Raw genomic sequence first — 26,984 nt, 5'->3', positions numbered from 1 at the left:
GACAGTCCTGTCTTTCCGTGGCGGGCCGGCCTGTCAAGGGTGGAGCGCAGCGACATCGCGCAGCGACGCGACCGCAGGGAGCGCCCTTGACAGGGCGGACCGACGCGGAGAGACGCTGGGACTGACGGGAACCCCCCAAACCCGTCAACGCCCCCGGCCAGGAGCAGCACCGCAAAACCCCGCGCCCGACCCGCCCCTCACACCCCCGCCCACCCGCCCCGCCATCTCCAATAACCCCCGCCCCGCCCGCCACCCCCCGCGTACCCTGACTCGATGAGAACTCCACGTCAGGCAGCACGAATTGTCGTTCGCTCCCCCGACGGGGCGGTGTTTCTGTTCCGGGCCGACAACGTCGAGGTCGGCATTCACTGGCTGCCGCCGGGTGGTGGGATCGATCCCGGGGAGAGTCCCGAGGACTGTGTGCGGCGGGAGTTGCGCGAGGAGACCGGGTGGACCGACCTGGAGCCCCGGCGGCTGCTCTGCACCTGGGAGCACGACTTCACGCACCAGGGCATCCCCGTGCGCCAGCACGAGCACGTCTACGTCACCGACGGGCCCCACCGGGAGCCCGTCACCGAGTCCCCCGATGCGCACTGGCGCTGGGTGCCGGCGCAGGCGCTCGCCGCGCTCGGCGAGCCCCTGTGGCCCCCGCGGCTGGCGGAGCTCCTCGCCGACATCCCCGCCGAGCCGGTCCACCTGGGCCTGCTCCGCTGACGCTGACGGCGGCTCAGGCCGTCAGCGCTTCGCGCCCGTCGCGCGGGCGTACAGCGTGGCCGCGTACTCCCCCAGGAGCGTGCTCGTGGAGACGTCGTCCGTGTCGCCGCCCGTCAGGATGCCGATGATCCGGCCGTCCTTGGCGATCCACGCGCTGCCGCTCGTGCCGCCCGGGAAGTCCGCGCAGTCGAAGCGCTGTTCCGTCGCGCTCTCGCGGACCGCGATGCCCGTGCAGGTGCGCGGGACCTTGCGGTCCGCCGGGTAGCCCGTCACCGTGACCTCCTCGCCGGTGCGGCCCGTGGTGTCCAGGGTGGCGGCGCCGGTGACGTCCTCGATGTTGCGGCCCGAGGCGTCGGGGGCGAGGCGGGCGAAGGCGAGGTCGTAGGCGTCGTCGGTGCCTTCGGCCCAGCGGGGGTCCTCGTAGACCTCCTCGATCTTCCAGGTCCCGTACGGGGCCCGCCCGTCGGCGTACGCGGGTGCGAAGATCGCGCCCGCGCCACCGGTCCGCCCGTCGAGCAGGCAGTGCCCGGCGGTGACGATCAGGTTCCGCCTTGGGCTGTGCACGACGGTCGCGGTGCAGAAGTGATCGCCCTCCACAGTGCCTTCGAACAGCGCCCCGGCGATGCGCGTGACCCCGCTGTCCTCGGGCACGGGCCCGTTCGGGCGCGGGCTCGGCGAGGTGGACAGTTGCGGCTGCTTCGGCGCTTGCGACTGCGACGACCGGGTGGTCGAGGACGCCGTCGGGGGCGCCGCCTTCACCTGCGCGGAGGCCGCGCCGTCCGAGGCGGGCACCACCTTCGTCATGACCGCGGACGCACCCAGCGCCGCCACCGCGCACAACACCGTTGTCGCCACAGTCCGCTTGTCCACCACAGACACCCCTCCCAGCTTTGCTCTGGCGAAGCATGCCCTGCCGCCACTTCCGCCGCAAGGGGCTGTCCGGCCGCGGCCTGCGCGCCTCCCGCCCAAGGGTGTTGACACCGCCGTCCGCCCGCCTCACACTCCTCCGTGTACACCGGAAACAGTTTACGGGGGACACAATGCTCGCCGCCGCACTCGTCACCGCCGCCACCACGCTCACCGCCCTGGCCGCCGCGCCCGCCGGCCTCCTCGCCCACCGGGCCGTGCGCCGCGCCCGCGGCGCCGAGGCGCTGCGCATCGACACCCCCCGCGGCATTGACGAGCAGGGCTTCGTCCGCATCGGCGGCATCGACCAGTGGATCTCGGTGCGCGGCGAGGACCGGACCAACCCCGTCATCGTCGAGATCCACGGCGGCCCCGGCGCAGCCAACTCGATCTACACCGCCCGAACCCGCAGTTGGGAGCGGCACTTCACGATCGTCCGCTGGGACATGCGCGGCGCCGGCAAGACCTTCGGCCGCGGCGGCCCGCAGGGCCAGGGCGAGGTCTCCTTCGACCGGCTCATGGCGGACGCCCTGGAGGTCACCCGCCACGCGCTGGCGCGGCTGCGCGCGGACCGCGTCGTACTGGTGGCCAACTCCTACGGCAGCGTCTTCGGGCTGCGCCTGGCCCGCAGCCACCCGCACCTGTACTCCGCCTACGTGGGCACCGACCAGAACATTCAGGCCGCCGGCCGCGACACCTCCACCCACGAGGCGCTGCTGGAGCGGCTGCGCGCCGCCGGGAGGACCAGGCGGCTCGCGCAGGTAGAGGCGATCGGCCCGGACCCGTACGCGTGGACCTCGAAGCAGCGGGCGACGTACGCCAGGCTGAGCGCGCAGAGCGATCCGCTGACGCTGGAGACGCTGAAGAAGGTGGTGGTGGGCTCGATGTGGCTGTCACCGCTGCACTCGCTGCGCGACATGCGGGACTGCTTCAGGGGGCAGTCGTTCTCGGAGCGGATCACCGAGGGCACGGCCGGGTTCGACGACCGGGCGGACGGGACGCGCTTCCAGCTCCCCTTCTTCGTCTTCCAGGGCGAGCACGACGTCCTCACCCCGGCGGCGGCCGCCCAGGCCTTCTTCGACGAGGTCGAGGCGCCGGTCAAGCACTTCGCCCTGATCGAGGGGGCGGGCCACTTCGCCTCGTTCCGCCGCCCGGAGCGCTTCCTGGAGCTGCTCCTGACCCACGTCCGCCCGGCAGTGGCCGGCGGACGTGCGCGCAGCGCCCCGTAGCCCCGTAGCCCCGCAGCCCCGGCGGAAACGGATCGGATCGGCCCCGGGCCCGCTCCGCGCGCGCTCCCGGGGCCGACGGGCGTGCTCATGCCCCCGGCCACAGGCCTTCCGGGGTCAGGCCCAGCAGGTCGATGGCGTTGCCGCGCACGATGCGGTCCACGACGTCCGGCGCGAGGTGGCCCATCTGGGACTCGCCGACCTCCCGGGACTTGGGCCAGGTGGAGTCCGAGTGCGGGTAGTCCGTCTCGTAGAGGACGTTGCCCACGCCGATGGAGTCCAGGTTCTTCAGCCCGAAGGCGTCGTCGAAGAAGCAGCCGAAGACGTGTTCCGCGAACAGCTCCGACGGCGGGCGCAGCACCTTGTCGGCGACCCCGCCCCAGCCGCGGTTCTCCTCCCAGACGACGTTCGCGCGTTCCAGGATGTACGGGATCCAGCCGATCTGGCCCTCCGCGTACATGATCCGCAGGTTCGGGAAGCGTTCGAACTTGCCGCTCATCAGCCAGTCGACCATCGAGAAGCAGCAGTTGGCGAAGGTGATGGTCGAGCCGACGGCCGGCGGGGCGTCCGCGGAGGTGGACGGCATCCGCGACGAGGAGCCGATGTGCATGGCGATGACCGTGCCGGTCTCGTTGCACGCCTCCAGGAACGGGTCCCACTCGTCGGTGTGGATGGAGGGCAGGCCCAGGTGCGGGGGTATCTCCGAGAAGGCGACCGCGCGTACGCCGCGCGCCGCGTTGCGGCGGACCTCGGCGGCGGCCAGCCGGGCGTCCCAGAGCGGGATCAGGGTGAGGGGGATGAGCCGGCCGCGGGCTTCGGGGCCGCACCACTCCTCCACCATCCAGTCGTTGTACGCCCGCACCCCGAGCAGCCCGAGCTCGCGGTCCTTGGCCTCGGTGAAGGTCTGGCCGCAGAAGCGGGGGAAGGTGGGGAAGCAGAGGGCCGACTGGACGTGGTTGACGTCCATGTCCGCGAGGCGGTCGGGAACCGAGAAGGACCCCGGGCGCATCTGCTCGTAGGTGATGACTTCCAGTTTGATCTCGTCGCGGTCGTATCCGACGGCCGTGTCGAGGCGGGTGAGCGGCCGGTGCAGGTCCTCGTACACCCACCAGTCGCCGATCGGGCCGTCGTCGCCCTTGCCTCCCATGACGGGCGCGAACTTGCCTCCGAGGAAGGTCATTTCCTTCAGGGGGGCGCGGACGACGCGGGGGCCGATGTCGTGGTACTTGGACGGGAGCCGGTCCCGCCAGACGTTGGGGGGCTCAACCGTGTGGTCGTCCACCGAGATGATCTTCGGGAAGGTCTCCATGCCCTCACGGTAGCGTCAATCTGACGAACCGTCAGCTAGTTGTACGGTGATCCGTCCGCGATCGGACCACGATCGGTCCGCCGTCGGCCGGCGATCGGTTCCGCAATCCGCCGACGATCCGCCCCCGCTCGCTCCGCCACGGGCTGACGGGTACGAGCAAGACAGGGCAGACTGACCCTTACACCTACGGAAGGCAGGGGGGACACCAGATGGACGGCATACCGGCCATCCCGCACCAGCGGAACCACCCCGAGGCGGCCCGGAGCGCCCGACGTCCCGAGGCCACGGCCCCGAGTGCGGCTGTGGAACGGCCTGTTGCGGAGTCCGTCCACGAAACCACTCCTCCCTCACCGCCCACCGAAACCCCCGAAGCGCACGAGATCACCGAACCCGGCCCCGGCAGCTCCCGGTTCGCCGTCCTCGGCCCCATCCGCGCCTGGCGCGGCGCCGAGCTGCTGCCCTCCGGAACCCCCCAGCAGCGCGCCCTGCTCGCCGTCCTCCTGCTCCGCGGCGGCCGTACCGCCACCGCGCCCGAGCTCATCGACGCGATCTGGGGCGAGGACCCGCCCCAGCAGGCCCTCGCCACCATCCGCACCTACGCCTCCCGCCTGCGCAAGGTCCTCGACCCGGGGCTGCTCGTCAGCGAGTCCGGCGGCTACGCCATCCGCCTCCCCCGCGAGGAGGCCCTCGACCTGGGCATCGCCCGCAGCCTCGCCGCCGACGCCGAGCAGGCCCGCGGCACCGGTGACCGCGCGCTCGCCCGTACGCTGCTCGCCCGCGCCCTCGACGTCTGGGACGGCGAGCCCCTCGCCGGAGTCCCCGGCCCGCACGCCGAGACCGAGCGCACCCGCCTCGACGAGTGGCGCCTCCAGCTCCTGGAGAGCCGCCTCGACCTCGACCTGGAGCTCGGCCACCACGCCGAGGCCGTATCCGAACTCACCGCCCTCACCGCCGCCCAGCCGCTGCGCGAGCGGCTGCGCGAACTGCTGATGCTGGCCCTCTACCGCAGCGGCCGCCAGGCCGAGGCCCTCGCCGTCTACGCCGACACCCGCAGGCTCCTCGCCGACGAACTCGGCGTCGACCCGCGCCCCGAGCTCTCCACCCTCCAGCAGCGCATCCTGCGCGCCGACGCCGAACTCGCCCACGCCGAGGACCCGGCGCCGGCCGCCGCCCCCATCCAGGTAAGGCCCGCCCAATTGCCCGCCACCGTCCCCGACTTCACGGGCCGCACCAGCTTCGTGGCCGAACTGGGCGAGATCCTCGCCGGAGCCGACGGCCAGGTCATGGCCGTCTCCGCCCTCGCCGGCATCGGCGGCGTCGGCAAGACCACCCTCGCCGTGCACGTCGCGCACGCCGCCCGCCCGCACTTCCCCGACGGACAGCTCTACGTCGACCTCCAGGGCACCGAGCCGCGCCCCGCCGAACCCGAGGCCGTCCTCGGCTCCTTCCTGCGCGCCCTGGGCACCCCAGACAGCTCCATCCCCGACTCCCCCGCCGAGCGCGCCGCCCTCTACCGCTCCACGCTCGACGGCCGCCGCGTCCTGGTCCTCCTCGACAACGCCCGCGACGCCGCCCAGGTCCGCCCGCTGCTGCCGGGCACCGCGGGCTGCGCCGCCCTCGTCACCAGCCGGGTCCGCATGGCGGGCCTCGCCGGGGCCCATCTCGTCGACCTCGACGTGATGAGCCCCGAGGAGGCCCTTCAGCTGTTCACCCGCATCGTCGGCGCCGAGCGGGTCGGCGCCGAACGCCAGGCCGCCCTCGACGTCGTCGGCGCCTGCGGCTTCCTGCCGCTCGCCATCCGCATCGCCGCGTCCCGGCTCGCCGCCCGCCGCACCTGGACCGTGTCCGTACTCGCCGCCAAACTCGGCGACGAGCGCCGCCGCCTCGACGAGCTCCAGGCCGGCGACCTCGCCGTCAAGGCCACCTTCGAGCTCGGCTACGGCCAGTTGGAGCCCGCCCAGCAGCGCGCGTTCCGCCTCCTCGGCCTCGCCGACGGCCCCGACATCTCCCTGGCCGCCGCGGCCGCCGTCATCGATCTGCCCGAGCACGACACCGAGGACCTCCTGGAGGCTTTGGTCGACTGCTCCCTCCTGGAGTCCGCCGCGCCCGGCCGCTACCGCTTCCACGACCTCGTACGGCTCTACGCGCGTGCGTGCGCCGAGCGCGACGAACAGCCGCCCAGCGAGCGCGACGCCGCCCTCGACCGGCTGCTGGACTTCTACCTCGCCACCGCCTCCGGCGTGTACGGGCTGGAGCGCCCCGGCGACCGCCTCGTCGCGCACCTGTCCGCCACCCACTACCCCGGGCTGGTCTTCGCCGACCCGCGGGCCGCCCAGGACTGGCTCTACGCCGAGGCCGACCCGCTGCTCGCGTGCGTCCGGCAGGCCTCCGTACGCGCCGGCGGGAAGAGCGCCGGCGGGGACACGCAGGTGCTGCGCCGCGCCGTCGACCTGCTGTGGGCGGCCAAGGACCTCGCCGAGTCGGGGGCCAACTCCAAGCAGTACGAATCGGCCGCGACGGCCCTGCGCGACGCCGCGCACGCCGCCGAGGACCCGCGCGCCGAGGGCCGGGCCCGCACCACCCTGACCAACGTCCACCTCGTCGCCGGCCGCTTCGCCGAGGCCGACGACGAGGCCCGCCGGGCCACCTCGCTGGCCCGTACCGCCGGCGACCCGCTGCCCAGCTGCTGGGCGCCCAACGACCGCGGGATCATCGCCCTGTACGAGGGCCGGCACGCCGACGGCGAGCGGTACCTGCTGGAGGCCATCGAGAACTTCCGGGCCGACGGCAACAACGTCGGCGAGGCCAGCGCGCTGTGCAACCTCTCCCGCATCCACGTGGAGCTGGGCCGCCTGGGCAGCGCCATCGAGCTCGCGCAGCAGGGCATCGCCATCTACGACCGGATGGGCCTGACCCTGCGCCTGGCCAACGGCCGCTACGCCCTCGGCATCGCCCTCACCCAGGCGGGCCGCCTCGCCGAGGCGCTGTCGCAGCTCACCGAGGCGCTGTCGCTGTTCCACGAGAACCGGCAGCCGCTGTGGGAGGGCGTGACCCACTTCCGGCTCGCCGAGGCCCATCTGGCGGCGCGCAGGCCCACGTTGGCCGCCTCGCACGCCGAGCAGGCCATCGCGCTGCGCGGCATCGGCGGGGAGTGGCGCCGGGCCACCGTGCTGACGGTGCTGGGCAAGGCGCTGCGGCGGCTCGGCCAGCGGGACCGGGCGCGGGTGTGCTGGCGGGACGCGGAGGTCGTTTTCACGCAGCTCGGATCGTCCGAACTGCGGGAAGTCCAGGCCTTGTTGGCTGCCGAGATCGCTGCTTGAGGCGTGCCTGCGGATGCTGAACGAAGCGTTCATCGTTCGTTTATCGCCGCGCGCCAGTATGGGGTTCATCGACTCGGCGTGTCGGGGGGCGCGGGAGTCGGCTGGAGGACCACCCGTTCGGCGGTCCGCGGGGGAATCGCCGAACGGGCCCGACCCATCCATCAGGAGATCCGATGACGACGAACGAGAACATCCTGCCGAACGACGGCGACATCAAGCCGCTGGACAACCACGCTTCCGGTGCGCCGATCAAGCCGCTGGACAACCACGCGTCGGGCATCGAGATCAAGCCGCTCGACAACCACGCCTCGGACGAGGACATCGTGACGCTGGACAACCACGCGTCCGGTCCGCGTCCGTAGGACGCAAGGCGTACCACGGGGGGGGACCGGGGGTCACGGGGGACCAACGGGGTGCAACGGGGGAACGGCGGTCGCGGTGGCCCGGAGGGGGAGCCACCGCGGCCGCCGTATGCGTGTGGCCGGCCGACCCGGTGCACGGGTGCCAGGCTGCCGGGCTGCCCGGGTGCCGGGCGCGCGGTGTCAGCCGAGCCGGAGCAGCCGCTGCACGCCCCGGGCGGCTTCGAGCAGCGCCGGGGTGAAGCGCTCCAGCTCCGCGCGGGTGGTCAGGAAGGTGACCGTGGTCAGGCTGACCGCGCCCACCGGTACTCCGGCCCGGTCGAAGACGGCCGCGGCCACGCAGCGGACCGAGGGCTCGTTCTCCTCGTCGTCCACCGCGTACCCGCGGGCCCGGACCGCGCCGAGTTCCCCGGCGAGCGCTTCCCGGTCGGTGAGGGTGCGCGGGGTCAGGGCCGGCATTCCGGCGGCTCGCACGACCGCATCGGCCTCGGCGGGCGCGAGGTGCGCGAGGACGGCCTTGCCGACCGCGGTGGAGTGCATGGGGATGCGCACGCCGACGCGCGAGGCGGTGCGGAAGGGCTGGTTGCTCTCGATCTTCCTCACGCAGGTCAGCGCGTCGCCGCTGCGCAGCGCCAGTTGGACGGCCTGGCCGGTGCCCCGCTGCAGGAACTGCAGCAGTTCGACGATGCCCGCGGGCCGTTCGGCGCCGATCTCCGCGGCCAGGGTGCGCAGCCGCAGGCCGATGCCGTAGCTGCCCTCGCCGTCGGTGACGGCGTAGCCCTGCTGGATGAGGGAGGACAGGATCCGGTAGGTGCTGGACTTGGGCACTCCGGTGGCCGCCGCGAGTTCCGCGAGCCGGTGCGGCCCGCCGGGCTCGGCCAGCGCCTCGGTGATCCGCAGGGTCTTTTCGAGGGCGCTGCCGGCTGCGGAGCTCCGGTCCATGCGCCGGCCCGGTACCTCGTTCCGTGTGGCACCTGTCACGAAAACCCCAAAGATTGGCAAAAATACTTTTTTCTACTCTACGTGACGGAGTGCACCATTTGCGGTCGGCCGAAAGGACCAGAAAGCTAGGCTGGGCCCGTGTTCACCTCACAGGGGTCACAGGGGCCCACCCTCCGCGAACTGGCCGTACAGGCCCTGTCCTCGATCGAGCGGGGCTACGACCTGCTGGCCCCCAAGTTCGACCACACCCCCTTCCGCACCCCGGACCGGATGCTCGACGCCGTCGAGGAGACCCTCGCGCAGCACGAGGGCTCCTTCGATGCCGGGCTGGACCTGTGCTGCGGCACGGGCGCGGGCATCGGGATGCTCCGCCGGCTGTGCCGGGGCCGGGTGACGGGGGTGGACCTGAGCGCGGGCATGCTGGCCGAGGCCCGGCGCTCGCACGAGGACGAGCGCATCGACTTCCTACGGGCGGACGCGCGGGCGCTGCCGCCCGCGCTCGGCGGCTCGTACGACCTGACGGTGAGCTTCGGAGCCTTCGGCCACTTCCTCCCGGCCGAGCGGCCCACCGTCTTCTCCGGGGTGCACGGCGCCCTGCGGCCGGGCGGGGTCTTCGCCTTCCCCATCGGCGCGCCGATCCCGCCGCGGCACCCGGCCTGGTGGGTGACCGCGGGCTTCGACGCGGCGATGCGGGTGCGCAACGCCGTGTGGCGGCCGCCCTTCGTCATGTACTACCGGACCTTCCCGCTGGGCGGCGTCCGCGCGGACCTGCGGGCGGCCGGCTTCACCGTGGAGACCGCCCCGCTGGAGCACTTCGGGCGCCGCGACGACGGAACCCCGCGCTGGCGCCTCGTACTGGCCCGCAAGCCCGGCTAGTGCTGTGCGCCCGCGCCAAGCGCCGGTACGGCCATACGGAATTCAGTAGGCTGGCCCCGCACCCTCTGGAGGGCACCATGGCAGCCGAGCTTCCCGAATGGATGCTCCCGCCCCGCCCGAGCGGCTGGGAAGCGGACGACCTCGATCACCTGCCCCAGGCCCCCCGGCACACCGAGCTCATCGACGGAGCGCTCATCTTCAGGATGTCCCCGCAGCGGTCCTGGCACGCCCGGCTCGTGGAGAACCTGACCTTCAGCCTGAGGAAGGCCGCACCCGGGGGCATCGAGGTCGAACGGGAGATGACCGTTCGCCTCGACAAGAGGAGCCGACCCGAGCCGGACGTCCTGGCCGCGACTGCCGCCTACGCCCCCGACCGCACCAGCTACCTCCCCGACGAGGTCGTCCTGGTGGTCGAGGTGGTGTCCGAGGAATCGGCGGACCGCGACCGCTCGATCAAGCCCTTCAAGTACGCCCAGGCCGGGATCCCCCACTTCTGGCGGGTCGAGGACGAGGCGGGCGAGCCCGTCGTGCACGTCTACGAGCTGGACACGGTCACCCGGACGTACGTCCCGACCGGGATCCATCGAGGCCGGCTCAAGGTGACGGTCCCGTTCCCCGCGGACATCGACCTGGGCACGCTCACCCCTTGACCTGGCGCACCCGCAGTTCCCGCTTGAGGACCTTGCCGCTCGCGTTGCGGGGCAGCTCGGGGACGAACTCCACCGCGCGCGGCACCTTGTAGTTGGCCATCTCCCGCCGGGACCAGGCGATCAGGTCGTCGGCGGTGAGGGTGGCTCCGGGGCGGCGGACCGCGTAGGCCTTGCCGACCTCGCCCAGGCGCGGGTCGGGGACCCCGACCACGGCGATGTCGGCGATGTCCGGGTGCAGGCCGAGGAGTTGCTCGATCTCGGCGGGGTAGGCGTTGAAGCCGCCGACGATGAACATGTCCTTGATCCGGTCGGTGATGCGCAGGTTCCCGCCGGCGTCGAGGACCCCGACGTCGCCGGTGCGCAGCCAGCCCTCGGCGGTGATGGCCTCGGCGGTCTCGGCCGGCTCCTCGAAGTAGCCCTGCATGACGTTGTGGCCGCGCACCCACACCTCGCCCGCCTGCCCCACGGGCAGCGCCAGGCCGTCGGCGCCGGTGACGCGCACCTCGGTGCCGGGGATGGCGCGCCCCGAGGTGGAGGCGATGGTCTGCGCCGGGTCGCCGCGGCGGCACATGGTGACGATGCCGCTGGCCTCGGAGAGCCCGTAGGCGGTGAGGACGGTGGCGATGCGCAGTTCGCCGCGCAGCCGCTCGACGAGCCGCAGCGGGACCACGGCCGCGCCCGTGACGACCAGGCGCAGCGCGGAGAGGTCGTGGTGGTCGCGCTGGGGGTGGTCGAGGAGGGACTGGTGGAGGGTGGGCGGGCCGGGGAGTACGGAGATCCGCTCGGCGGCGACGTTGGCGAGGACGGTGTCGACGTTGAAGACGGGCTGGGGGACCATCGTGGCCCCGCGCATCAGGCAGGCGATGATCCCGGCCTTGTAGCCGAAGGTGTGGAAGAAGGGGTTCACGATCAGGTAGCGGTCGCCCTCGCGCAGTCCGGCGAGCTCGCTCCACACGTCGTAGCAGCGCAGGGACTGGGCGTGGGTGATCACGGCGCCCTTGGGGCTGCCCGTGGTGCCGGAGGTGTAGATGATGTCGGAGGGGGCGTCGGGGCGTACCGCCTCGGTGCGCTCGCGGACCGCCCCGGCGGTGACCGTGTCCCCGCCGGCCAGGAAGTCCTTCCAGGTGCGGAAGGAATCGGGGGCGTCCTCGGCGAGGACGACGACCTGCTCCAGGTGTTCCAGGCCCGGCAGCGGGCCGGTCCCCTCGCCCTCGGCGGCGGCCCGGCGCAGGGAGGCGACGTAGGAGGTGCCGAGGAAGGTGCCGGTGACGAACAGCAGTCTGGCGCGGCTGCGCCGCAGGACGTAGGCGGCTTCGGTGCCCTTGAAACGTGTGTTGAGGGGGACGAGTACGGCGCCCGCCGAGACGGCCCCGAGCGCGGAGACGATCCACTCCAGGGTGTTGGGCGCCCAGACGGCGACCCGGTCGCCCGGCTCGACCCCGGCGGCGATGCAGGCGGCCGCTGCGCGTTCGACGCGCTCGCCGAGCTGCGCGTAGCTGATGCGGACGCGCCCGTCCACGACGGCCTCGTGCCCGGCGTACCGCTCGGCGGCCGCGCGCACCAGGCCGCCGATGCTGCCCCAGCGCAGATCGCCCCGTACGTCCTCGCGGTCGGCGTCGTCCATCGCTCACCCCTCCCAGTAGCTGACTATCCGTCAGATTAGCTGTAGCCTTCGCGGCTGTCAGTACTGGTGCACCCCGGAGGTGGCGATGGCGGCAACGCTCAAGGACGCTACGGCGATAGTCGGCATCGGGCAGACCCCCTTTGCCAAACAACTGCCGCAGTCCGAGAAGGAGTTGGCCTGCCGGGCCATTCTGGCGGCACTCGCCGACGCCGGCATAGCGCCTTCCGAGGTCGACGCCTTCTCCTCCTACACGATGGAGGAGACCGACGAGGTCGAGGTCGCCAAGGCCATCGGCGCCGGCGACGTCACCTTCTTCTCCAAGATCGGCTACGGCGGCGGCGGTTCCTGCGCCACCGTCGGCCACCTCGCGGCCGCCGTCGCCACCGGCCAGGCCACGGTCGGCGTCGCCTGGCGCTCACGCAAGCGCGGCTCCGGCCCGCGCCCCTGGAAGAACACCGCCGTCCAGCTCCCCACCCCCGGGCAGTGGACCCGCCCCTTCGGGCTGCTGCGGCCCGCCGACGAGATCGCCATGCTGGCCCGCCGCTACATGCACGAGTACGGGGCCACCCGCGAGCACCTCTTCAACGTCGCGATGGCCTGCCGCAACCGGGCCAACGAGAACCCGGCCGCGATGATGTACGACCGCCCTCTGACGCGCGAGATGTACATGACCTCCCGCATGATCAGCGACCCGCTCTGCCTCTTCGACAACTGCCTGGAGACGGACGGCGCGCTCGCCTGCGTGATCGTGAGCGCCGAGCGGGCCCGGGACTGCCGCCAGAAGCCCGTCTACGTCCACTCCGCCGCCCAGGGCCTGCCCGCCCAGCACCACGGCATGGTCAACTACTGGAACGACGACCCGCTGTCCGGACCCGCCTGGACCGCCGCCCGACACCTGTGGAAACAGGCCGACTTCGGGCCCCAGGACGTGGACGTGGCCCAGATCTACGACGCCTTCACCCCCCTGATCCCGCTGTCCCTGGAGGGCTACGGCTTCTGCGGGCGCGGCGAGGGCGCCTCCTTCACCGAGGGCGGGGCGCTGGAGATGGGCGGCCGGCTGCCCATCAACACCGGAGGCGGCGGACTCAGCGAGGCCTACGTGCACGGCTTCAACCTGATCAACGAGGGCGTCAAGCAGCTGCGCGGCACCTCCACCGCCCAGGTGCCGAACGCCGCGACCTGCCTGGTGACGGCGGGCGAGGGTGTCCCGACGTCCGCGATCCTGCTGAGAGCCTGAGGAGCCGACGATGACCGCCGATACCGCAGCCACCGACGCTGCTGCTGCCGACGCCCCTGCTGCTGCTGCCGCCGCTGCCGCTGCCGAGGAGCTGCTCCTCCCCGTGCCCGACGAGGACGGTGCCCCCTTCTGGGAGTACGCCGCCCGGGGCGAACTGCGCGTCCAGGCCTGCACCGCCTGCGGCAGACTCCGCTTCCCGCCGCGCCCGTGCTGCCCGCACTGCCAGTCCTTCGACTCCGAGTGGCGCCCGATGAGCGGCCGGGGCCGCGTCTGGTCGTACGTACGGCCGCACCCGCCGCTGCTGCCCGCTTACGCCGCGCGGGCCCCGTACAACGTCGTCCTCGTCGAGCTCGCCGAGGCGCCGCACATCCGCCTGGCCGGCAACCTCGTCACCTCGGCGGACGCCCCGATCGACTCCCTGGACCCGGGTCGGCTGCGCATCGGCGCGCGGGTCCAGGTGGTCTTCACCGAAATCGGCGGGGTCACCGTGCCGCGCTGGATCCTGGAGAAGTCGTGACGCTGCGGGTCGAGCGGGACAAGGGGACCGGGGTCGCCCTCGTGACCCTGGACCGGGAGCGCAAGCACAACGCGATCGACCTGGCGACGGCGGCCGAGCTGAGCGCGGTGTGGCGGGAGCTGCGCCACGAGGAGGACGTACGGGCGGTGGTCCTCACCGGAGCGGGCACGGCCGCGTTCTGCACGGGCATCGACCGCAGCGCGGAAGTCCCGCAGCCGGCGTCCCCGTACTCGGCGGACGATCCGCTGATCGCCATCGGCCCGAAGGCGTGCGACCTGTGGAAGCCGGTGATCGCCGCCGTCAACGGCATGGCGTGCGGCGGGGCCTTCTACCTGCTGGGCGAGTCCGAGTTCATCGTGTCCTCCGAGACGGCGACGTACTTCGACCCGCACACGACGTACGGCATGGTCAGCGCGTACGAGGCGGTCTACATGGCGCAGCGGATGCCGTTCGGCGAGGCCGCCCGGATGTCCCTGATGGGCACGGCGGAACGGCTCTCCGCGCGGCGGGCGTACGAGATCGGCCTGGTCTCGGAGCTGGCCGCGCCCGAGGAGCTGCTCCCTGCGGCGCTGCGGGCGGCGCGGACCCTGGCCGGGTTCCCGACGGAGGCCGTGCAGGGCACCGTACGGGCCCTGTGGTCGGCCAAGCAGGCCGCGCTGCAGCAGGCGCTGGCGCAGGCCCCGGCGCTGATCGCGCTGGGGAACCTGCCGCCGGAGCGGCAGGCGGAGCTGTTCACGGGGAGACGGCAGACGCCGGAGCCGCGGGTGCGGTGAGGGGGCTGCGGGCGCGGCGCCGGGGGCGCCGGGGGCGCCGGAGCGTCAGCGGATGCGGCCGATCTCGCAGCGCAGGATCTCGGCGGCCTTGGCCGCGTCCGCCATCGGGACGGTGACCGTCTTGGCCTCGCGGCCCTTGAGGGTGACCCGGACCGAGGTGCTTTCGAGGTTGATGCCGCGCTCGCCCGCGAAGTTCAGCGGGACGTCGACGGTGCGCTCGGTGTCGACGCGCGAGGTGACCTCGATGACGGCCTGCGGCCTGCCCGGGCCGGCGCAGGTGACGACCGTGGCGCGGGCGGGCTCCTTGGTGGCGCCCTTGCTCCCGCCGGTGGTGGTGTTGGTGCTGTTGTTGCTGTTGCTGCCGTTCGTGGTGCTCTTGCTCTTCTTGGAGCTGGAGCAGCCGCCCCCGCCGCTGCTGCTCTTGCTCTTCCCGCTGCTGCCGCTGCGACGCCCCCGGCCACGCAGGCCCGCAGTTCCGCGTCAGCGGGTCCGTATCCCGGGTCGAAGGTCTTGGCGAGCTGCGGGATCGACATCGTCACGGAGACGAGCCGGCGTACGGCGAGCGCCACGTCCGGGACGTCGAGCACCCCGCGCACGCAGAGGTCCCGTACGGCGTCCACGAGCGGTGCGTTGGCGGCGGCGTAGGTGCGCTCGCACCAGAGCCGGCCGAGCTGCGGGAAGCGCTCGAGGGCCACTTCCTCGTACGCGGCGTCTTCGACGGCGAGCACTTCTTCCGCCTGACCGAGGGCCCGGGCCGCACCACGCGGCTGGAGCACGGCGAGCACTTCAGCGGCCTGCTGGTCCCCTTCCTCGGCCGGCTGCTGGCCGGCACCGCCCGTAACTTCGCGGCGATGAACGAGGCCCTGCGCACCCGCGTGGAGTCCGCCCGCACAGGAGGCTGACCGCCCGGCGTGCGGGGGGAGGGGGCCGGGCGTAGCGTCGGGATCGAGACCCCTACCCCGGAGGGCCGGGCATGATCCGCAACGCGCTCGGCTCGCTGATGGGTCTCGTCGGAGCGGCGGCCGCCGTCTGGAGCCCCTTCCGTGCCTGGTACGACGGCCGTCACGGACGCGACTACCGCGTCCGCGAGCTCTTCTCCGGCGCCGGGATCACCGACGACAAGGCCGCCCTGCTGGGCTCGCTCCTGCTGCCGTTCCTGTTCGCCGCGCTGCTGACCCTCGGCGCCGTCCTGCTGAGGTCGCGGCTGCTGATGGCGCTGGCCGGGGTCGTCGTGCTCGGCCTCTCCGTGCTGTGGATGGTCCGGCAGGGCCAGGCTGCGGACGGCCTCGCGGTCGGCGGCGACGGGCAGGGCCTCGGCGACGGGGTCGCCAACGCCTTCGGCGCGGGCGCCCTGCTGCTCCTGGCGGCAGCCGTCATGCGCGGCCGCCCCCGCCACCGACGCCGCCGCCTCCCCGCCGAGCAGCCCGCACCGACCCCCGAGCCCTGGCCGCCGGCGCCGCCAGACAGCATTCCGTAGGCCCTGAGATCATCACCTTCTACAGCGAGACGATCAACGAGTCCGACCGGCTGAGCACCAGCGCGGACGGGGTGCTGGAGATGATCCGCACCCAGGAACTCCTGCGGCGCCACCTCCCGGTCGCCCCCGCCCGGATCATCGACATCGGGGCGGGCCCGGGCGCCCATGCCAGGTGGCTCACGAAGGACGGGTACGACGTCGACCTGATCGACCCGGTGCCGCGCCACGTCGAGGAAGCGACCGCTGCCGGATTCCGCAGCGCGCTCGGCGACGCCCGCGCCCTCCGACGACGACTCGTACGACGTCGCTCTCGTTCTCGGCCCGCTGTACCACCTGATCGAACACGGTGACCGCATCCGGGCCCTTCGCGAGGCAGCCCGCGTGGTCCGCCCCGGCGGCATCGTCGCGGCCGCCGCTATCGGCCGGTACGCGTCCCTCTTCGAGCACGTCGCCACCACCATGCTCGCGGTCGACCGGGTTCGCGACGCCGTCGCCGACATCCTCGTCAGCGGGATCCACGAACCGGGCCGCAAGGGCTTCACCAGCGCCTACTTCCACACCGGTGAGAGCCTGGCGGCGGAGATGTCCGAGGCCGGCCTGGACGCACCGCACGTGTACGGCATCGAGGGCCCGGTGTGGGCCGCGCTCAAGGCGACCGAGCAGCACACCGGGGAGCGCTTGGCCGAGTCGAAGATGTTCGACGCGGCGCTGACGGCGGCGCGCCTGGCCGAGCCCCACCCCGACCTGCTCGCCGCGAGCTCCCACATGCTCGGCGTGGCCACGGTGTCCCCGTAGGCCACGACCGGGCCCGGACATGGCGGCGGCCCCGGTCCCCTGGCGGGGGCGGGGCCGGCCGGCCGGGCAGGCGGTGGGGATCAGGCCTCGACGACGCCCGAGGCCGCGATCTCGATCTTGGCGCGGGTGGCGCCGGACTGGGAGCCCAGGCCCTCGATCTTGGTGACCAGGTCCGAGCCGGAGACGACCTCGCCGAAGACGACGTGCTTGCCGTCGAGCCACGGGGTCACGACGGTGGTGATGAAGAACTGCGAGCCGTTGGTGTTGCGGCCGGCGTTCGCCATCGACAGCAGGAACGGACGGTCGTGCTTCAGCTCGAAGTTCTCGTCGGCGAACTTCTCGCCGTAGATGCTCTTGCCGCCGGTGCCGTTCTGGTTGGTGAAGTCGCCACCCTGCAGCATGAACTGCGGGATGACGCGGTGGAACGGCGAGCCCGCGTAGCCGAAGCCGTGGACGCCGGTGGCGAGCTCACGGAAGTTCGTGGCGGTCTTCGGGACGACGTCGTCGAAGAGCTTGAACTCGATGCGGCCGGCGGCCTCGCCGTTGATGCTGATGTCGAAGTAGACGTTGCTCATGGGGTCCATCCTGTCACTCCCGGTGCGCCACGCGACCCGGAGGGGCCCCGTGAGGGCACGTGGCGGCCGCCGCAGCCCGCCCCTCGCTCGATCGGTTGAGCCGATCGCATATGCCTACGGCTCGTGCCACCACCGGCTTGGATCGGGTGCATGGTCACTTCGCATCACGAGGCGTCCCACCGGATCTTCCAGGACCGTCCGGAGCTCCTCGCGCCTGTGTTCCGGATCCTGGGCGTGCCTCTGCCGGCGGATCCCACCGTCGAGGTACTGACAGCGGACGTCACGGAGATCCGCCCCATGGAACGACGCGTGGACAGCGTCCTACGAATCACACCGCGCGCCGACAAGAGCGGCGGACTCCTGCTGGCGATCGAGGCACAGGGACGCCGCGATCCCGACAAGGCGGTCAGCTGGGCGTACTACCTGTCGTACCTGACGGCGAAGTACGAGTGCCCGGCTCTGCTCCTGGTCGTCTGCCAGGACAAGACCACCGCCGACTGGGCAACCGGACCGTTCCGGCTCGGCTGGGCCGACTGGACCGCCCTGTCGGTGCACCCGCTCGTACTGGGGCCGGGCAACGTCCCGGTGATCACCGATCCCGAAGAGGCCGCGGAAGACCTCACCATCGCGACTTTCGCCGCAATGACGCATGGCCGGGACCGCAACGCCACGGCCATACTGGAGGCACTGGCCGAAGCACTGGAGAGCACCGACCCCGAGTCCGTCGCGTACTTCGCGGAACTGCTGGAAATCGGTCTGGGCAACAGCCTGGCGAGAGACATCTGGAGGCACCTGATGCCGCGTACTTCCTTCCCTGGCCGCGGGACGCTCATCGAGGAGACGTACCAGGAAGGCGAAGCCAAGGGCAGGACCGAGGGCAAGGCCGAGGAGCGGGCGCGCATGGTCCTGCGCGTCCTCGACCACCGTGGGGTCGCCGTGGCCGACGAGGTCCGCGAGCGCGTCATCGCCTGTGGTGAGCTCGATGTGCTCGGCCGGTGGATCGACCTCGCCTTCACCGTCGACCACGCCGAGGAACTCTTCGCCGAGGAGGGCTGACCACCGGCCCGGCGAAGAGTCCGGCCGGTCAGCCCGCCGTACGGGTGCCCGTGCCCTTGGCGGCGTCCAGGGCGTACACGCAGCGGTCCTTGCTGCACGCGTAGACCACGCCCGCCTCGGCCACCGGGGCGCCGGTGATCTCGCCGCCCGTGGCCAGCTTCCAGCGGAGCTGGCCGCCCGCCGCGTCCAGCGTGTACAGGCAGTGGTCGGCGGAGCCGAAGTGCACGCGGCCGTCCGCGACCGCCGGCGGGCCGGTGATCTCCCCGCCCGCGGCGAAGCGCCACTTCGGGGTGCCGGTGACCGCGTCGAGCGTGTACAGGGCGCTGCCCGCGCCCAGGTGGACGTTGCCGTTCGCCACCAGCACCGGGTCCGCGGACGGGCGGGGCTCCGTCGCGATGCGCCAGCGGTCCTTGCCGGTCGCCGCGTCCAGGGCGTACACGGTGCCGAGGTAGTCGGCGAGGTAGACCCCGCCGCCCGTGACCGCCGCGCCCGGGGCGAAGGCCGGGGCCGCCAGGAACACCGCCGGGGCCTCGAAGTGCCAGCGGACCCGGCCCGAGGCCCGGTCGACGGACAGGACGCGGGTGCCGGCCGCGACGTAGACGTTGCCGTCCGGAGCCGGGGTGACCCGCACGGGGACGTTGCCGCAGGAGGCCGCGTCGCCGACCGGGTACGACCAGGACTCGCGGCCGCTGCGGGCGTCCAGGGCGCGCAGCCGCGCGTCCTGCCACACGTACACGGTGCCGTCCGCCAGGACCGGGGCGCCCTCGGCGGTCTCGAAGTCCGTCTGCGCGCCGGTCAGCTCCCACAGCTTCTGGCCGTTGGACGCCTCCCAGCCCTGTACGCCGCCCCCGCGCGTGGCGGTGACGACGGTGCCCCGGTCGGCGCGCAGGGCGTACACCCAGGCGTCGGTGGACAGCCGCCACCGCTCGGAGCCGTCGGTGGCGTCGAGCGCGTAGAGGGAGGGCCCGTCGGAGGCGTGGATCCGGCCGTCCGCGACGGCCATGGACCAGGCGACGTCCCGGGTCTTGAACTGGCGCCGGCCGCTCGCCACGTCCAGGGCGTGCACCTCGAAGGAGGTGACGTAGAGCAGGTCTCCGGCAACGGTCGGGGTGCCCCAGACCTCGTTGGACATCCGGAAGCGCCACGGCCGCCAGCGCCCGCTGTCCGGGGCCGGCCCGGGGTTCGGGTTCGGGATCGCCGGTACGGACGAGGGCGCGGCCACGGCGGCCGCGACCGCGGCGGAACCGCCCGGCGGGCGGACCCAGCCGGTCGCCGAATCCACCGCCGCGGCGTGCGCGGCGGGCGCCGCCGCGGTCGCGCGCGGCCCGGGCCCGATCGGCACCGGGGAGCCGCCGAGGCGTACGGGCTCACCGGACGGCGCGGGCGTCAGCGGCGGGCGCTCGGGGCGCTGCGGGACCGCCTGGCCGGTGCGCGGGTCGACCCACGGGTCGGCGCCGCCGCGCGGCTCACGGCGGTGCGTCACGGCCTCGGGGGCGCGCCCCGCGGGACGGCCGGGCGCCGCGGGACGGCCCGGCGACGGGACCGGCGCGGCCGTCGCGCGCTGGCCCGCCCGCCGGGTCTCGATCATCGCGACGGCCCGCGCGGGCAGCCACGCCGAGGCGGTACCGCTGTCGTCGCCGCCGTCGAACAGGTGCGGGGCGAGCTGCGCCTGGAGGTCGGCCGGGGTCGGGCGCAGGGTGGCGTCCATCTGCATGCAGGAGTCGATCAGCGGCCGCAGCTCGTCCGGGAGCCCCTCCAGGTTGGGCCCCTCGCGCAGCAGCATGAACACCGTCTCCACCGGATTGGCCCCGTGGTACGGCGGGTGCCCGGTCGCGGCGAAGACCAGCGTCGAGCCGAGCGAGAAGACGTCGCTGGCGCCCTTGACGCTGCGGGAGTCCTTCGCCTGCTCGGGCGACATGTAGGCGGGGGTGCCGACGGCGACGTTCGTCATGGTCAGGCGGGTGTTGGAGACCCCGCTCGCGATGCCGAAGTCGATCACGCGCGGGCCGTCCTCGACGACGAGCACGTTCGACGGCTTCAGGTCGCGGTGGACCAGACCCGCCCCGTGGATGGACTGCAGCGCCTCGGCGATGCCGGCCGCGAGCCACCGTACGGCCTGGGCGGGCATGGGCCCGCACTCGTTGACGATCTCCTCCAGGGAGGGCGCCGGTACGTACGCGGTCGCCAGCCACGGCACCGCGGCCCGCGGGTCCGCGTCGACGACGGCCGCGGTGTAGAAGCCGGACACGGCGCGCGCCGCTTCCACCTCGCGGGTGAAGCGCACGCGGAACAGCTGGTCCTCGGCGAGCTCGGTGCGCACCGTCTTGATCGCGACCCGGCGTCCGGACGCCGACCGTGCGAGATAGACCAGCCCCATGCCGCCGGCGCCGAGCCGTCCCAGCACCTCGAAGGGGCCGATCCGTCTCGGGTCGTGCTGCGTCAGCTGCTCCACCACTCGCCTCCACACCTCCCCGTACGGACCCTTGCCGGGCCCGCTCCCTCAACAAGCACGCCATCGGCACTCGCGCCGGCACGCGGCGGTCGGCCGGTGCAGCGTCTCACTCCGGGCCCCGCCCGGGGTCGTGCCAACCCGATTCTGTCAGGCCCGCGCCTGGTCCGGCCCCGTCAACGGGCCCGACTACGGATCCGAATGCGGACCCGGCCACCGCACCGGCTACGCCGACGGCCTGGTACGCGGCTCCGACAGGAGTCCGAAGACCGCCCCCTGATTGTCCGCGACGACCGCGATCCGGCCGTAGGGGGTGTCGAAGGGATCCGCGGTGACCCGCCCGCCGAGCCGCTGGACCATCGCGACGGACTGGTCGCAGTCGGGTACCGCGAAGTACGCCAGGAAGTGCGCGGGCATGATCTCGGGGAAGGCGTCGGTGATCAGGCTGCGGCCCATCACGGCGCTGTCCGGGCCGGGCGCGCTGCCGGGCGGGGACCACACGCGGTACTCGACGCCGGCGTCGTCCTGGTCCTGCGGGACGTAGCCGAAGACCTTGGCGTAGAACACGTCCACGGCGTCGCGGGCCCGCGTGTAGACCTCGGTCCAGCAGTACGTGTACGGCTCCTGCTGGGCGTCGAAGCCGTGGTGGGTGCCGGGCTGCCAGAGGCCGAAGACGGCCCCGCCGGGGTCGGCGGCCATCGCGGCCGTCCCGTACGGGCCCACGGGCATCGGGTCCATCACCATCTGGCCGCCGGCGGCGCGGATGCGCTGGGCGCAGGCGTAGGCGTCGGAGGTGTAGAGGTAGATCCCCCATACGGTGGGCATCCGGCCGTCGGGCTTGGGGGCGAGGGCGGCGACGTTGCGGCCGCGGCTGTAGGCCTGCGTGTAGTGGCCGTACTCGGGTCCCGCGCTGTCGGAGAAGGTCCACCCGAAGAGCTCACCGTAGAAGCGCTTGCCCGCCTCGACGTCGGGAAGCGAGGCATCCACCCAGCAGGGTGCGCCTTCCGCGAATGCGGCCATGAGCCCGTTTCCTTCCGTTGTGCGGGGGTGCGTCCCCTCCCGCCATCCTCCCCCAGCCATGATCCGACCGAATACTTGTCCACAGCCTGTTGATAAGACTATTCGGGGGATACCGCCTGGAACGGGATGGCGCGCCCGGGGCGCCCGCACGGCCGAAACGGAACCTCACGACGCTACGTGCCGGCTCGGAGCCCAGGCCAGGCACCCCGTAACCCCATTTGCAGGCGGCCGAATCGCGCGCGGATCACCCCTCGGTAAGCTGACGGCATGACAGGACAAGTACGCACCGTCGACGGCCGCGTTGCCGGCCGGCGCGGTCAGGCGACGCGGCAGAAGCTGCTCGACTGCCTCAGCGAGATGCTCAGCTCCTCGCCGTACCGCGACGTCAAGGTGATCGACGTCGCCCGCAAGGCCGGAACCTCGCCCGCGACCTTCTACCAGTACTTCCCGGACGTCGAGGGCGCCGTCCTGGAGATCGCCGAAGAAATGGCCAACGAGGGCGCGCAGTTGACGTCGCTCGTCGAAGGCCGTTCGTGGGTCGGCAAGTCCGGCTGGACGGCGGCGGAGGAACTCGTCGAGGGATTCCTGGACTTCTGGCGGCGCAACGACGCGATCCTGCGGGTCGTCGACCTCGGCGCGGCCGAGGGCGACAAGCGCTTCTACAAGATCCGCATGAAGATCCTGAACTCCGTCACCAACTCCCTCACGGAGTCGATGAAGGAGCTCCAGGGCAAGGGCAAGGTCGACAAGGACCTCAGCCCGGCGGCGATGGCCGGTTCGCTGGTCGCGATGCTGGCCGCGGTCGCCTCGCACCAGAAGGGCTTCCAGACCTGGGGCGTCAAGCAGGCCGAGCTCAAGCCGAACCTGGCGCTGCTCGTCCACCTCGGCATCACCGGAAAGAAGCCGACGAAGTAGCGGCGGACCCGGCCCGGGTCCGCCGCCGCTCACCTGGCCTCCACCGCCTCGGCCTCCACCGCCCTGCGTTCCATCGGCCTGCGTTCCATCGCGTTGCGTTCCACCGCTCTGCGTTCCATCGACGTTCCGCCGCGATCAGCGCCGCTCCAGGCGGAACAGCCGGATCTCGCGCTCGATGCGGGCCTGGTACGTCGCGTACGGCGGCCAGAACCTCAACACCGCCTGCCACGCCGCCGCGCGCTCCTCGCCCGCCAGCAGGCGGGCCCGCACCGCGATGTCCTGGCCCTTCCAACTCACGTCCGCGTCCGGGTGCTTGAGCAGGTTCCCGGTCCAGGCCGGGTGCCCGGGCCGGCCGAAGTTGGAGCCGATCAGCAGCCAGCTCGTGCCGCCTTCCTCCGGCATGCACGCGAGCGGGGTGGTGCGCGGCTCACCCGTCTTGGCGCCCTTGGCGGTGAGGATCACGCCGGGGAGCATCTGGGCGCTGAGGATGACCTTGCCCCGGGTGAGCTTGTGCACCGCCTTGTCCATGGCGGGGATGAAGTGCGGTGCGATCTTGGCGAACAGCATGGTCGACGAGACCTTCTGCATCATCTTGACGCCGATGCCGGCGCCCGGAGCCACAGCCATCAGACGGCCACCTTCTTCTTCTCGCTCGGGGATGTGGTGGTGAACAGCCCGGCCCGGTGGGCGGCGTGCGCCCGCAGCCGGTACACGGGGCCGAAGAGGAGTTCGTCGGCGGCCGCGCGCTTGAAGTAGAGGTGGGCGTCGTGCTCCCAGGTGAAGCCGATGCCGCCGTGCAGCTGGATCGCCTCTCCGGCGGTGGTCCGCAGCGCCTCCAGCGCCTGGGCGAGGGCGAGGCCGCCCTGCTCCGGGTCCCAGGCCGCGTAATAGGCGGCCGAACGGGCCGCCTGCACCTGCACGTACAGGTCGGCGAGCCGGTGCTTGACCGCCTGGAAGGAGCCGATGGCCCGGCCGAACTGCTCGCGCTGGCGCACGTAGTCCACGGTGCGGGCGAGCGCCTGCCCGGCCGCGCCGACCGCCTCGGCGGCGAGCACCGCGGCGGCGGTGCGCCCGGTGGCGGCGAGGGCTACGAGTACGTCGTCACCCTCCGAGCCCAGCAACTCGGCCGGTGTGTCGCGCAGTTGTACGCGCGCCTGCGGCCGGGTCTCGTCCAGGGCCGTCTGCCGTGACCGTACGAGGCCGGGCGCGTCCTCCCGTACGAGGAACAGCAGCGTGCGGCTGCGCGCGAACCCGCCCGTGTGCGCGGCGACCAGCAGCAGCGAGGCACTGTGCCCGTCGAGCACCTGGGCGGCCTCCCCGTACAGCCGCCAGCCGCCGTCCTCACCGGTACGGGCCTGCACACCGCCGGCGCGGCCCCCGCCGGCCCACTCCCCGGGGGCGTTGTCCCCGGTCAGGGCGAGGGCGGTGGCCAGCGCCGGGCCCGGCACGGCGAGGGCGGCCGTCAGCGCGCCGGCCGCGAGAGGCGGGAGCAGGGCGGAACGCTGGGCCTCGGTGCCGAGGGCGGTGACCAGCGGCACGCCGAGCGCGGCGGTGGCCAGCAGCGGCGAGGGCAGCAGCGCGCGCCCGGTCTCCTCACAGGCCAGGGCCAGATCGGCGGAAGCGCAGCCGACGCCTCCGTACTCCTCCGCGATGGCGATCCCCGGCAGCCCGAGCTGCCGGGAGAGCTGCTGCCACAGCTCGCGGTCGTGTCCGGCGGCGGTACGGACGGCGGCTTTGACCTCGTCCGGTCCGCAGCGCTTGCCCAGGATCTCGCGCAGGGTGCGGCGCATCTCGTCCTGCTCCGCGGTGAAGGCGGCATCCATCGTCGGGCTCCTCCCCGTATCTGACGGGCCGTCATGTTAGGGCGGGCAGGTGCAGATGCACAGGGGGCGGATACGGGAAACGAGTACTGGAAACTGACGTGGCGTCAGATGTACGGTCGGCACATGCCTGCACCCACACCGGGACCCCTGCGGGGACCCGCATCAGCATCCGGACCCGCCGCGCCGCGCCGCCGGGTCGCGGTGGTCGGCGTCGCCCTCTCCGACTGCGGCCGGGTGGACGGCCCCACCCCCTACGCCCTGCACGCACAGGCCGCCCGGCGGGCCCTGGCCGACTCCGGCCTGGACCGCTCGGTCATCGACGGCTTCGCCTCGGCCGGCCTCGGCATCCTCGCCCCGGTCGAGGTGGCCGAGTACCTCGGACTGCGCCCCACCTGGGTCGACTCCACCTCGGTGGGCGGCTCCACCTGGGAGGTCATGGCCGCGCACGCCGCTGACGCCATCGCCGCCGGGCACGCCAACGCCGTACTGCTGGTCTACGGATCCACCGCCCGGGCGGACATCAAGGCCCGCCGGCGCACCTCGAACCTGTCCTTCGGCGCGCGGGGACCGCTGCAGTTCGAGGTCCCGTACGGGCACACGCTGGTGTCCAAGTACGCCATGGCCGCGCGCCGGCACATGCACGAGTACGGGACGACCCTGGAACAGCTCGCCTCGGTGGCCGTACAGGCGCGGGCGAACGCCGCCACCAACCCGGACGCGATGTTCCGCGACCCGATCACCGTGGACGACGTGCTGTCGGGCGAGATGATCGCGGACCCGTTCACGAAGCTGCACTGCTGCATCCGCTCGGACGGCGGCTGCGCGGTGCTGCTGGCGGCGGAGGACTACGTACCGGACACGGCGAAGGCGCCGGTCTGGATCCTGGGCTCCGGGACCGCCGTCTCCCACACCACGATGTCGGAGTGGGAGGACTTCACCGTGTCCCCGGCCGCCGTCTCGGGCCGCCTCGCCTTCGAACGGGCGGGCGTGACCCCGGCGGACGTGGACCTCGCGGAGATCTACGACGCCTTCACGTACATGACCCTGGTGACCCTGGAGGACCTCGGCTTCTGCGCGAAGGGCGAGGGCGGGGCCTTCGTGGAGAAGGGCCGCCTGCTGCGGGACGGGGAACTCCCGGTCAACACCGACGGCGGCGGCCTATCGGCCTGCCACCCGGGCATGCGCGGCCTGTTCCTGCTGGTCGAAGCGGTACGCCAACTCCGCGGCGAGGCGGGCCCCGGCCAGGTCCACAAACCCGGCGGCCACCTCCCCGAGCTCGCGGTCGCCTCGGGCACGGGAGGCTGGTTCTGCTCCTCGGGCACGGTGGTACTGGGACGGGGGTGAGGGTCTGCCGGACTGCGCCTGAGCGGGGGCGTTGACGGGTTTGGGGGTTTCCCGTCAGTCCCAGCGTCTCTCCGCGTCGGTCCACCCTGTCAAGGGCGCTCCTTCGTCGCGTCGCTGCGCGATGTCGCTGCGCTCCACCCTTGACAGGCCGGCCCGCCACGGAAAGACAGGACTGTCGGGAACCCCCCAAAAGAACGGGCCGGGTGCTGATCCATGCCTTCTCGGCCCGGAACTCCCATGCAGGGCGAAACCCACCTGCGGGGACCAAAGACGACCCCAACCTGCCCCAAACAGCGGTGAAATGATCCTGGCGGTGGGTCAGGCGCCCCAAATCGCTACGCGCTCCTCGCGAATAGCGTCCGACGACCGTCTGGGGTTGGACATAAGCCGCCCACAATCGCTACGCGCTCCTCACCGACGGCGTCAGCGACCCTCTTGGGCTGGACATAAGCCGCCCACAATCGCTACGCGCTCCCCACCGACGGCGTCTCCGACCCTCTTGGGCTGGACATAAGCCGCCCACAATCGCTACGCGCTCCCCGCCGACGGCGACGGAGGACCGTCTGGGGCTGGACATAGGCCGCCCACAATCGCTCGCGCCCCTCCGAGACGGCGACTGCCGGCTGCTAGGGGCCGAGATAGCCCCCACAGGGCCAAATCCAGGATGGTGGCGCCCAATGCGGCTGACTGGGGCCATTTTGAGGCTGTTGGGAGGCCGGTGGGCCTCTGACGGACTCTGAGGTTGACGGATCCGGCCTCACGCTCCACCTGGACCGTTTCCCCCCTCCGGCAGGCCCCAACGGGCCCCACAAACCACAACAGCCCCAGACCGGGGCCAGTCGCGGGCGGTGGGAGGGCCTGAAGGTCGTGGGCGGCCTCTGCCCGGCCCTAGACGGGCGTCAGTCTCCGTCGTTGAGGGGCGTGAGGGTCATGGTCGGCCCATGACCAGCCGCAGACGAGGGTCAGTCGCGGTCGATGGGAAGGCTTGATGGCTGTGGGCGGCTCTGCCCAGGCACAAACGGTCGTCGGTCGCGGTTGGCGAGGAGCGCGTAGCGATTGTGGGCGGCTTATGTCCAG

The 26,984-nt window shown here is 72.7% G+C and carries 22 protein-coding genes and 2 pseudogenes; 14 read left to right on the top strand and 10 right to left on the bottom strand.

The window, feature by feature from the left end; translation table 11 throughout:
• The first annotated feature begins 273 nt into the window (after positions 1-273).
• Positions 274-714 carry an NUDIX domain-containing protein gene (locus tag AB0M99_RS34695; RefSeq protein WP_365927683.1) on the top strand — a complete coding sequence of 147 codons (441 nt, stop codon included), beginning with the start codon at positions 274-276 and terminating at the stop codon, positions 712-714.
• Positions 715-735: 21 nt separating this feature from the next.
• Here the strand turns inward: AB0M99_RS34695 and AB0M99_RS34690 are convergent, their stop codons facing one another.
• A complete protein-coding gene (locus tag AB0M99_RS34690) occupies positions 736-1,584 on the bottom strand; it encodes a trypsin-like peptidase domain-containing protein (RefSeq protein ID WP_365927681.1) in 849 nt (282 codons plus the stop codon).
• A gap of 170 nt (positions 1,585-1,754) precedes the next feature.
• Here AB0M99_RS34690 and AB0M99_RS34685 point away from each other — a divergent pair, with 170 nt between their 5' ends.
• A complete protein-coding gene (locus AB0M99_RS34685) occupies positions 1,755-2,849 on the top strand; it encodes an alpha/beta hydrolase (protein ID WP_365927679.1) in 1,095 nt (364 codons plus the stop codon).
• An 85-nt stretch (positions 2,850-2,934) separates the two neighbouring features.
• Here AB0M99_RS34685 and AB0M99_RS34680 read toward each other — a convergent pair whose 3' ends face one another.
• A complete protein-coding gene (locus AB0M99_RS34680) occupies positions 2,935-4,155 on the bottom strand; it encodes an amidohydrolase family protein (protein ID WP_365927677.1) in 1,221 nt (406 codons plus the stop codon).
• A 209-nt stretch (positions 4,156-4,364) separates the two neighbouring features.
• Here AB0M99_RS34680 and AB0M99_RS34675 point away from each other — a divergent pair, with 209 nt between their 5' ends.
• Both AB0M99_RS34675 and AB0M99_RS34670 read left to right on the top strand, forming a co-directional pair.
• Positions 4,365-7,475, top strand: coding sequence for a BTAD domain-containing putative transcriptional regulator (locus AB0M99_RS34675; protein WP_365927675.1), 3,111 nt, complete (start codon positions 4,365-4,367; stop codon positions 7,473-7,475).
• A 173-nt stretch (positions 7,476-7,648) separates the two neighbouring features.
• Complete coding sequence (locus AB0M99_RS34670) at positions 7,649-7,837, top strand: hypothetical protein (RefSeq protein ID WP_365927673.1); 189 nt, start codon at positions 7,649-7,651, stop codon at positions 7,835-7,837.
• A 180-nt stretch (positions 7,838-8,017) separates the two neighbouring features.
• On the opposite strand, the gene AB0M99_RS34665 is transcribed toward AB0M99_RS34670, so the two are convergent.
• Positions 8,018-8,776 carry an IclR family transcriptional regulator gene (locus AB0M99_RS34665; RefSeq protein ID WP_365927671.1) on the bottom strand — a complete coding sequence of 253 codons (759 nt, stop codon included), beginning with the start codon at positions 8,774-8,776 and terminating at the stop codon, positions 8,018-8,020.
• 138 nt (positions 8,777-8,914) lie between these two features.
• Between AB0M99_RS34665 and AB0M99_RS34660 the strand changes: the two genes are divergently transcribed.
• On the top strand, positions 8,915-9,652 hold the full coding sequence (locus tag AB0M99_RS34660; protein ID WP_365927669.1) for a methyltransferase domain-containing protein: 738 nt from the start codon (positions 8,915-8,917) through the stop codon (positions 9,650-9,652).
• A 77-nt stretch (positions 9,653-9,729) separates the two neighbouring features.
• Positions 9,730-10,302 (top strand): Uma2 family endonuclease, encoded by a 573-nt coding sequence (locus tag AB0M99_RS34655; RefSeq protein ID WP_365927667.1) that lies wholly within the window; start codon positions 9,730-9,732, stop codon positions 10,300-10,302.
• Here the strand turns inward: AB0M99_RS34655 and AB0M99_RS34650 are convergent.
• A complete protein-coding gene (locus tag AB0M99_RS34650; protein WP_365927665.1) occupies positions 10,292-11,926 on the bottom strand; it encodes a FadD3 family acyl-CoA ligase in 1,635 nt (544 codons plus the stop codon). The genes AB0M99_RS34655 and AB0M99_RS34650 overlap by 11 nt on opposite strands.
• A gap of 85 nt (positions 11,927-12,011) precedes the next feature.
• On the opposite strand from AB0M99_RS34650, the gene AB0M99_RS34645 reads away from it, so the two are divergent.
• The 3 genes from AB0M99_RS34645 (at position 12,012) to AB0M99_RS34635 (ending at position 14,453) form a co-directional block, all read left to right on the top strand.
• A complete protein-coding gene (locus AB0M99_RS34645; RefSeq protein ID WP_365927663.1) occupies positions 12,012-13,163 on the top strand; it encodes a lipid-transfer protein in 1,152 nt (383 codons plus the stop codon).
• Positions 13,164-13,254: 91 nt separating this feature from the next.
• Positions 13,255-13,680, top strand: coding sequence for an OB-fold domain-containing protein (locus AB0M99_RS34640; RefSeq protein WP_365927687.1), 426 nt, complete (start codon positions 13,255-13,257; stop codon positions 13,678-13,680).
• Positions 13,677-14,453, top strand: a complete 777-nt coding sequence (locus AB0M99_RS34635) for an enoyl-CoA hydratase/isomerase family protein (protein ID WP_365927661.1) — start codon at positions 13,677-13,679, stop codon at positions 14,451-14,453. Before AB0M99_RS34640 ends, AB0M99_RS34635 begins: the two co-directional genes overlap by 4 nt.
• Positions 14,454-14,647: 194 nt before the next feature.
• Here the strand turns inward: AB0M99_RS34635 and AB0M99_RS34630 are convergent, their stop codons facing one another.
• Complete coding sequence (locus AB0M99_RS34630) at positions 14,648-15,148, bottom strand: TetR/AcrR family transcriptional regulator C-terminal domain-containing protein (protein WP_365927685.1); 501 nt, start codon at positions 15,146-15,148, stop codon at positions 14,648-14,650.
• Positions 15,149-15,426: 278 nt separating this feature from the next.
• Between AB0M99_RS34630 and AB0M99_RS34625 the strand changes: the two are divergent.
• Positions 15,427-15,846: pseudogene (locus tag AB0M99_RS34625) on the top strand (hypothetical protein); the annotation flags it as partial.
• A 95-nt stretch (positions 15,847-15,941) separates the two neighbouring features.
• Positions 15,942-16,725, top strand: a pseudogene (locus AB0M99_RS34620) (class I SAM-dependent methyltransferase).
• Positions 16,726-16,805: 80 nt separating this feature from the next.
• On the opposite strand, the gene AB0M99_RS34615 reads toward AB0M99_RS34620, so the two are convergent.
• Positions 16,806-17,300, bottom strand: coding sequence for a peptidylprolyl isomerase (locus tag AB0M99_RS34615; protein WP_365927658.1), 495 nt, complete (start codon positions 17,298-17,300; stop codon positions 16,806-16,808).
• A 150-nt stretch (positions 17,301-17,450) separates the two neighbouring features.
• Between AB0M99_RS34615 and AB0M99_RS34610 the strand changes: the two genes are divergently transcribed.
• A complete protein-coding gene (locus tag AB0M99_RS34610; RefSeq protein WP_365927655.1) occupies positions 17,451-18,356 on the top strand; it encodes a hypothetical protein in 906 nt (301 codons plus the stop codon).
• 28 nt (positions 18,357-18,384) lie between these two features.
• On the opposite strand, the gene AB0M99_RS34605 is transcribed toward AB0M99_RS34610, so the two are convergent.
• Both AB0M99_RS34605 and AB0M99_RS34600 read right to left on the bottom strand, forming a co-directional pair.
• Positions 18,385-20,811 carry a PQQ-binding-like beta-propeller repeat protein gene (locus AB0M99_RS34605; protein ID WP_365927653.1) on the bottom strand — a complete coding sequence of 809 codons (2,427 nt, stop codon included), beginning with the start codon at positions 20,809-20,811 and terminating at the stop codon, positions 18,385-18,387.
• A gap of 219 nt (positions 20,812-21,030) precedes the next feature.
• Positions 21,031-21,825: a VOC family protein gene (locus AB0M99_RS34600; protein ID WP_365927651.1), complete on the bottom strand. Its 795-nt coding sequence runs from the start codon at positions 21,823-21,825 to the stop codon at positions 21,031-21,033.
• 267 nt (positions 21,826-22,092) lie between these two features.
• Between AB0M99_RS34600 and AB0M99_RS34595 the strand changes: the two genes are divergently transcribed.
• Complete coding sequence (locus AB0M99_RS34595; RefSeq protein ID WP_365927649.1) at positions 22,093-22,740, top strand: TetR family transcriptional regulator; 648 nt, start codon at positions 22,093-22,095, stop codon at positions 22,738-22,740.
• 135 nt (positions 22,741-22,875) lie between these two features.
• On the opposite strand, the gene AB0M99_RS34590 is transcribed toward AB0M99_RS34595, so the two are convergent.
• Together AB0M99_RS34590 and AB0M99_RS34585 are read right to left on the bottom strand one after the other, a co-directional pair.
• Positions 22,876-23,367, bottom strand: coding sequence for a nitroreductase family deazaflavin-dependent oxidoreductase (locus AB0M99_RS34590; RefSeq protein WP_365927647.1), 492 nt, complete (start codon positions 23,365-23,367; stop codon positions 22,876-22,878).
• Positions 23,367-24,563 carry an acyl-CoA dehydrogenase family protein gene (locus AB0M99_RS34585; protein ID WP_365927645.1) on the bottom strand — a complete coding sequence of 399 codons (1,197 nt, stop codon included), beginning with the start codon at positions 24,561-24,563 and terminating at the stop codon, positions 23,367-23,369. Before AB0M99_RS34585 ends, AB0M99_RS34590 begins: the two co-directional genes overlap by 1 nt.
• Positions 24,564-24,686: 123 nt before the next feature.
• On the opposite strand from AB0M99_RS34585, the gene AB0M99_RS34580 reads away from it, so the two are divergent.
• A complete protein-coding gene (locus tag AB0M99_RS34580) occupies positions 24,687-25,907 on the top strand; it encodes an acetyl-CoA acetyltransferase (RefSeq protein WP_365927643.1) in 1,221 nt (406 codons plus the stop codon).
• The last annotated feature ends 1,077 nt before the right edge of the window (positions 25,908-26,984 follow it).

This window comes from Streptomyces sp. NPDC051183, from assembly GCF_040682455.1.
Lineage (GTDB): Bacteria > Actinomycetota > Actinomycetes > Streptomycetales > Streptomycetaceae > Streptomyces.
This window is presented reverse-complemented; position numbering and strand designations above follow the sequence as displayed.

Excerpts from the sequence above, each read along its gene's own strand:
- AB0M99_RS34615 (WP_365927658.1), bottom strand. The coding sequence starts at position 17,300 with ATGAGCAACGTCTACTTCGACATCAGCATCAACGGCGAGGCCGCCGGC.
- AB0M99_RS34695 (WP_365927683.1), top strand. The coding sequence starts at position 274 with ATGAGAACTCCACGTCAGGCAGCACGAATTGTCGTTCGCTCCCCCGAC.
- AB0M99_RS34645 (WP_365927663.1), top strand. The coding sequence starts at position 12,012 with ATGGCGGCAACGCTCAAGGACGCTACGGCGATAGTCGGCATCGGGCAG.
- AB0M99_RS34585 (WP_365927645.1), bottom strand. The coding sequence starts at position 24,563 with ATGGATGCCGCCTTCACCGCGGAGCAGGACGAGATGCGCCGCACCCTG.
- AB0M99_RS34650 (WP_365927665.1), bottom strand. The coding sequence starts at position 11,926 with ATGGACGACGCCGACCGCGAGGACGTACGGGGCGATCTGCGCTGGGGC.
- AB0M99_RS34680 (WP_365927677.1), bottom strand. The coding sequence starts at position 4,155 with ATGGAGACCTTCCCGAAGATCATCTCGGTGGACGACCACACGGTTGAG.
- AB0M99_RS34665 (WP_365927671.1), bottom strand. The coding sequence starts at position 8,776 with ATGGACCGGAGCTCCGCAGCCGGCAGCGCCCTCGAAAAGACCCTGCGG.
- AB0M99_RS34595 (WP_365927649.1), top strand. The coding sequence starts at position 22,093 with ATGACAGGACAAGTACGCACCGTCGACGGCCGCGTTGCCGGCCGGCGC.
- AB0M99_RS34600 (WP_365927651.1), bottom strand. The coding sequence starts at position 21,825 with ATGGCCGCATTCGCGGAAGGCGCACCCTGCTGGGTGGATGCCTCGCTT.
- AB0M99_RS34685 (WP_365927679.1), top strand. The coding sequence starts at position 1,755 with ATGCTCGCCGCCGCACTCGTCACCGCCGCCACCACGCTCACCGCCCTG.
- AB0M99_RS34655 (WP_365927667.1), top strand. The coding sequence starts at position 9,730 with ATGGCAGCCGAGCTTCCCGAATGGATGCTCCCGCCCCGCCCGAGCGGC.
- AB0M99_RS34675 (WP_365927675.1), top strand. The coding sequence starts at position 4,365 with ATGGACGGCATACCGGCCATCCCGCACCAGCGGAACCACCCCGAGGCG.
- AB0M99_RS34580 (WP_365927643.1), top strand. The coding sequence starts at position 24,687 with ATGCCTGCACCCACACCGGGACCCCTGCGGGGACCCGCATCAGCATCC.
- AB0M99_RS34610 (WP_365927655.1), top strand. The coding sequence starts at position 17,451 with ATGGTCACTTCGCATCACGAGGCGTCCCACCGGATCTTCCAGGACCGT.
- AB0M99_RS34590 (WP_365927647.1), bottom strand. The coding sequence starts at position 23,367 with ATGGCTGTGGCTCCGGGCGCCGGCATCGGCGTCAAGATGATGCAGAAG.
- AB0M99_RS34670 (WP_365927673.1), top strand. The coding sequence starts at position 7,649 with ATGACGACGAACGAGAACATCCTGCCGAACGACGGCGACATCAAGCCG.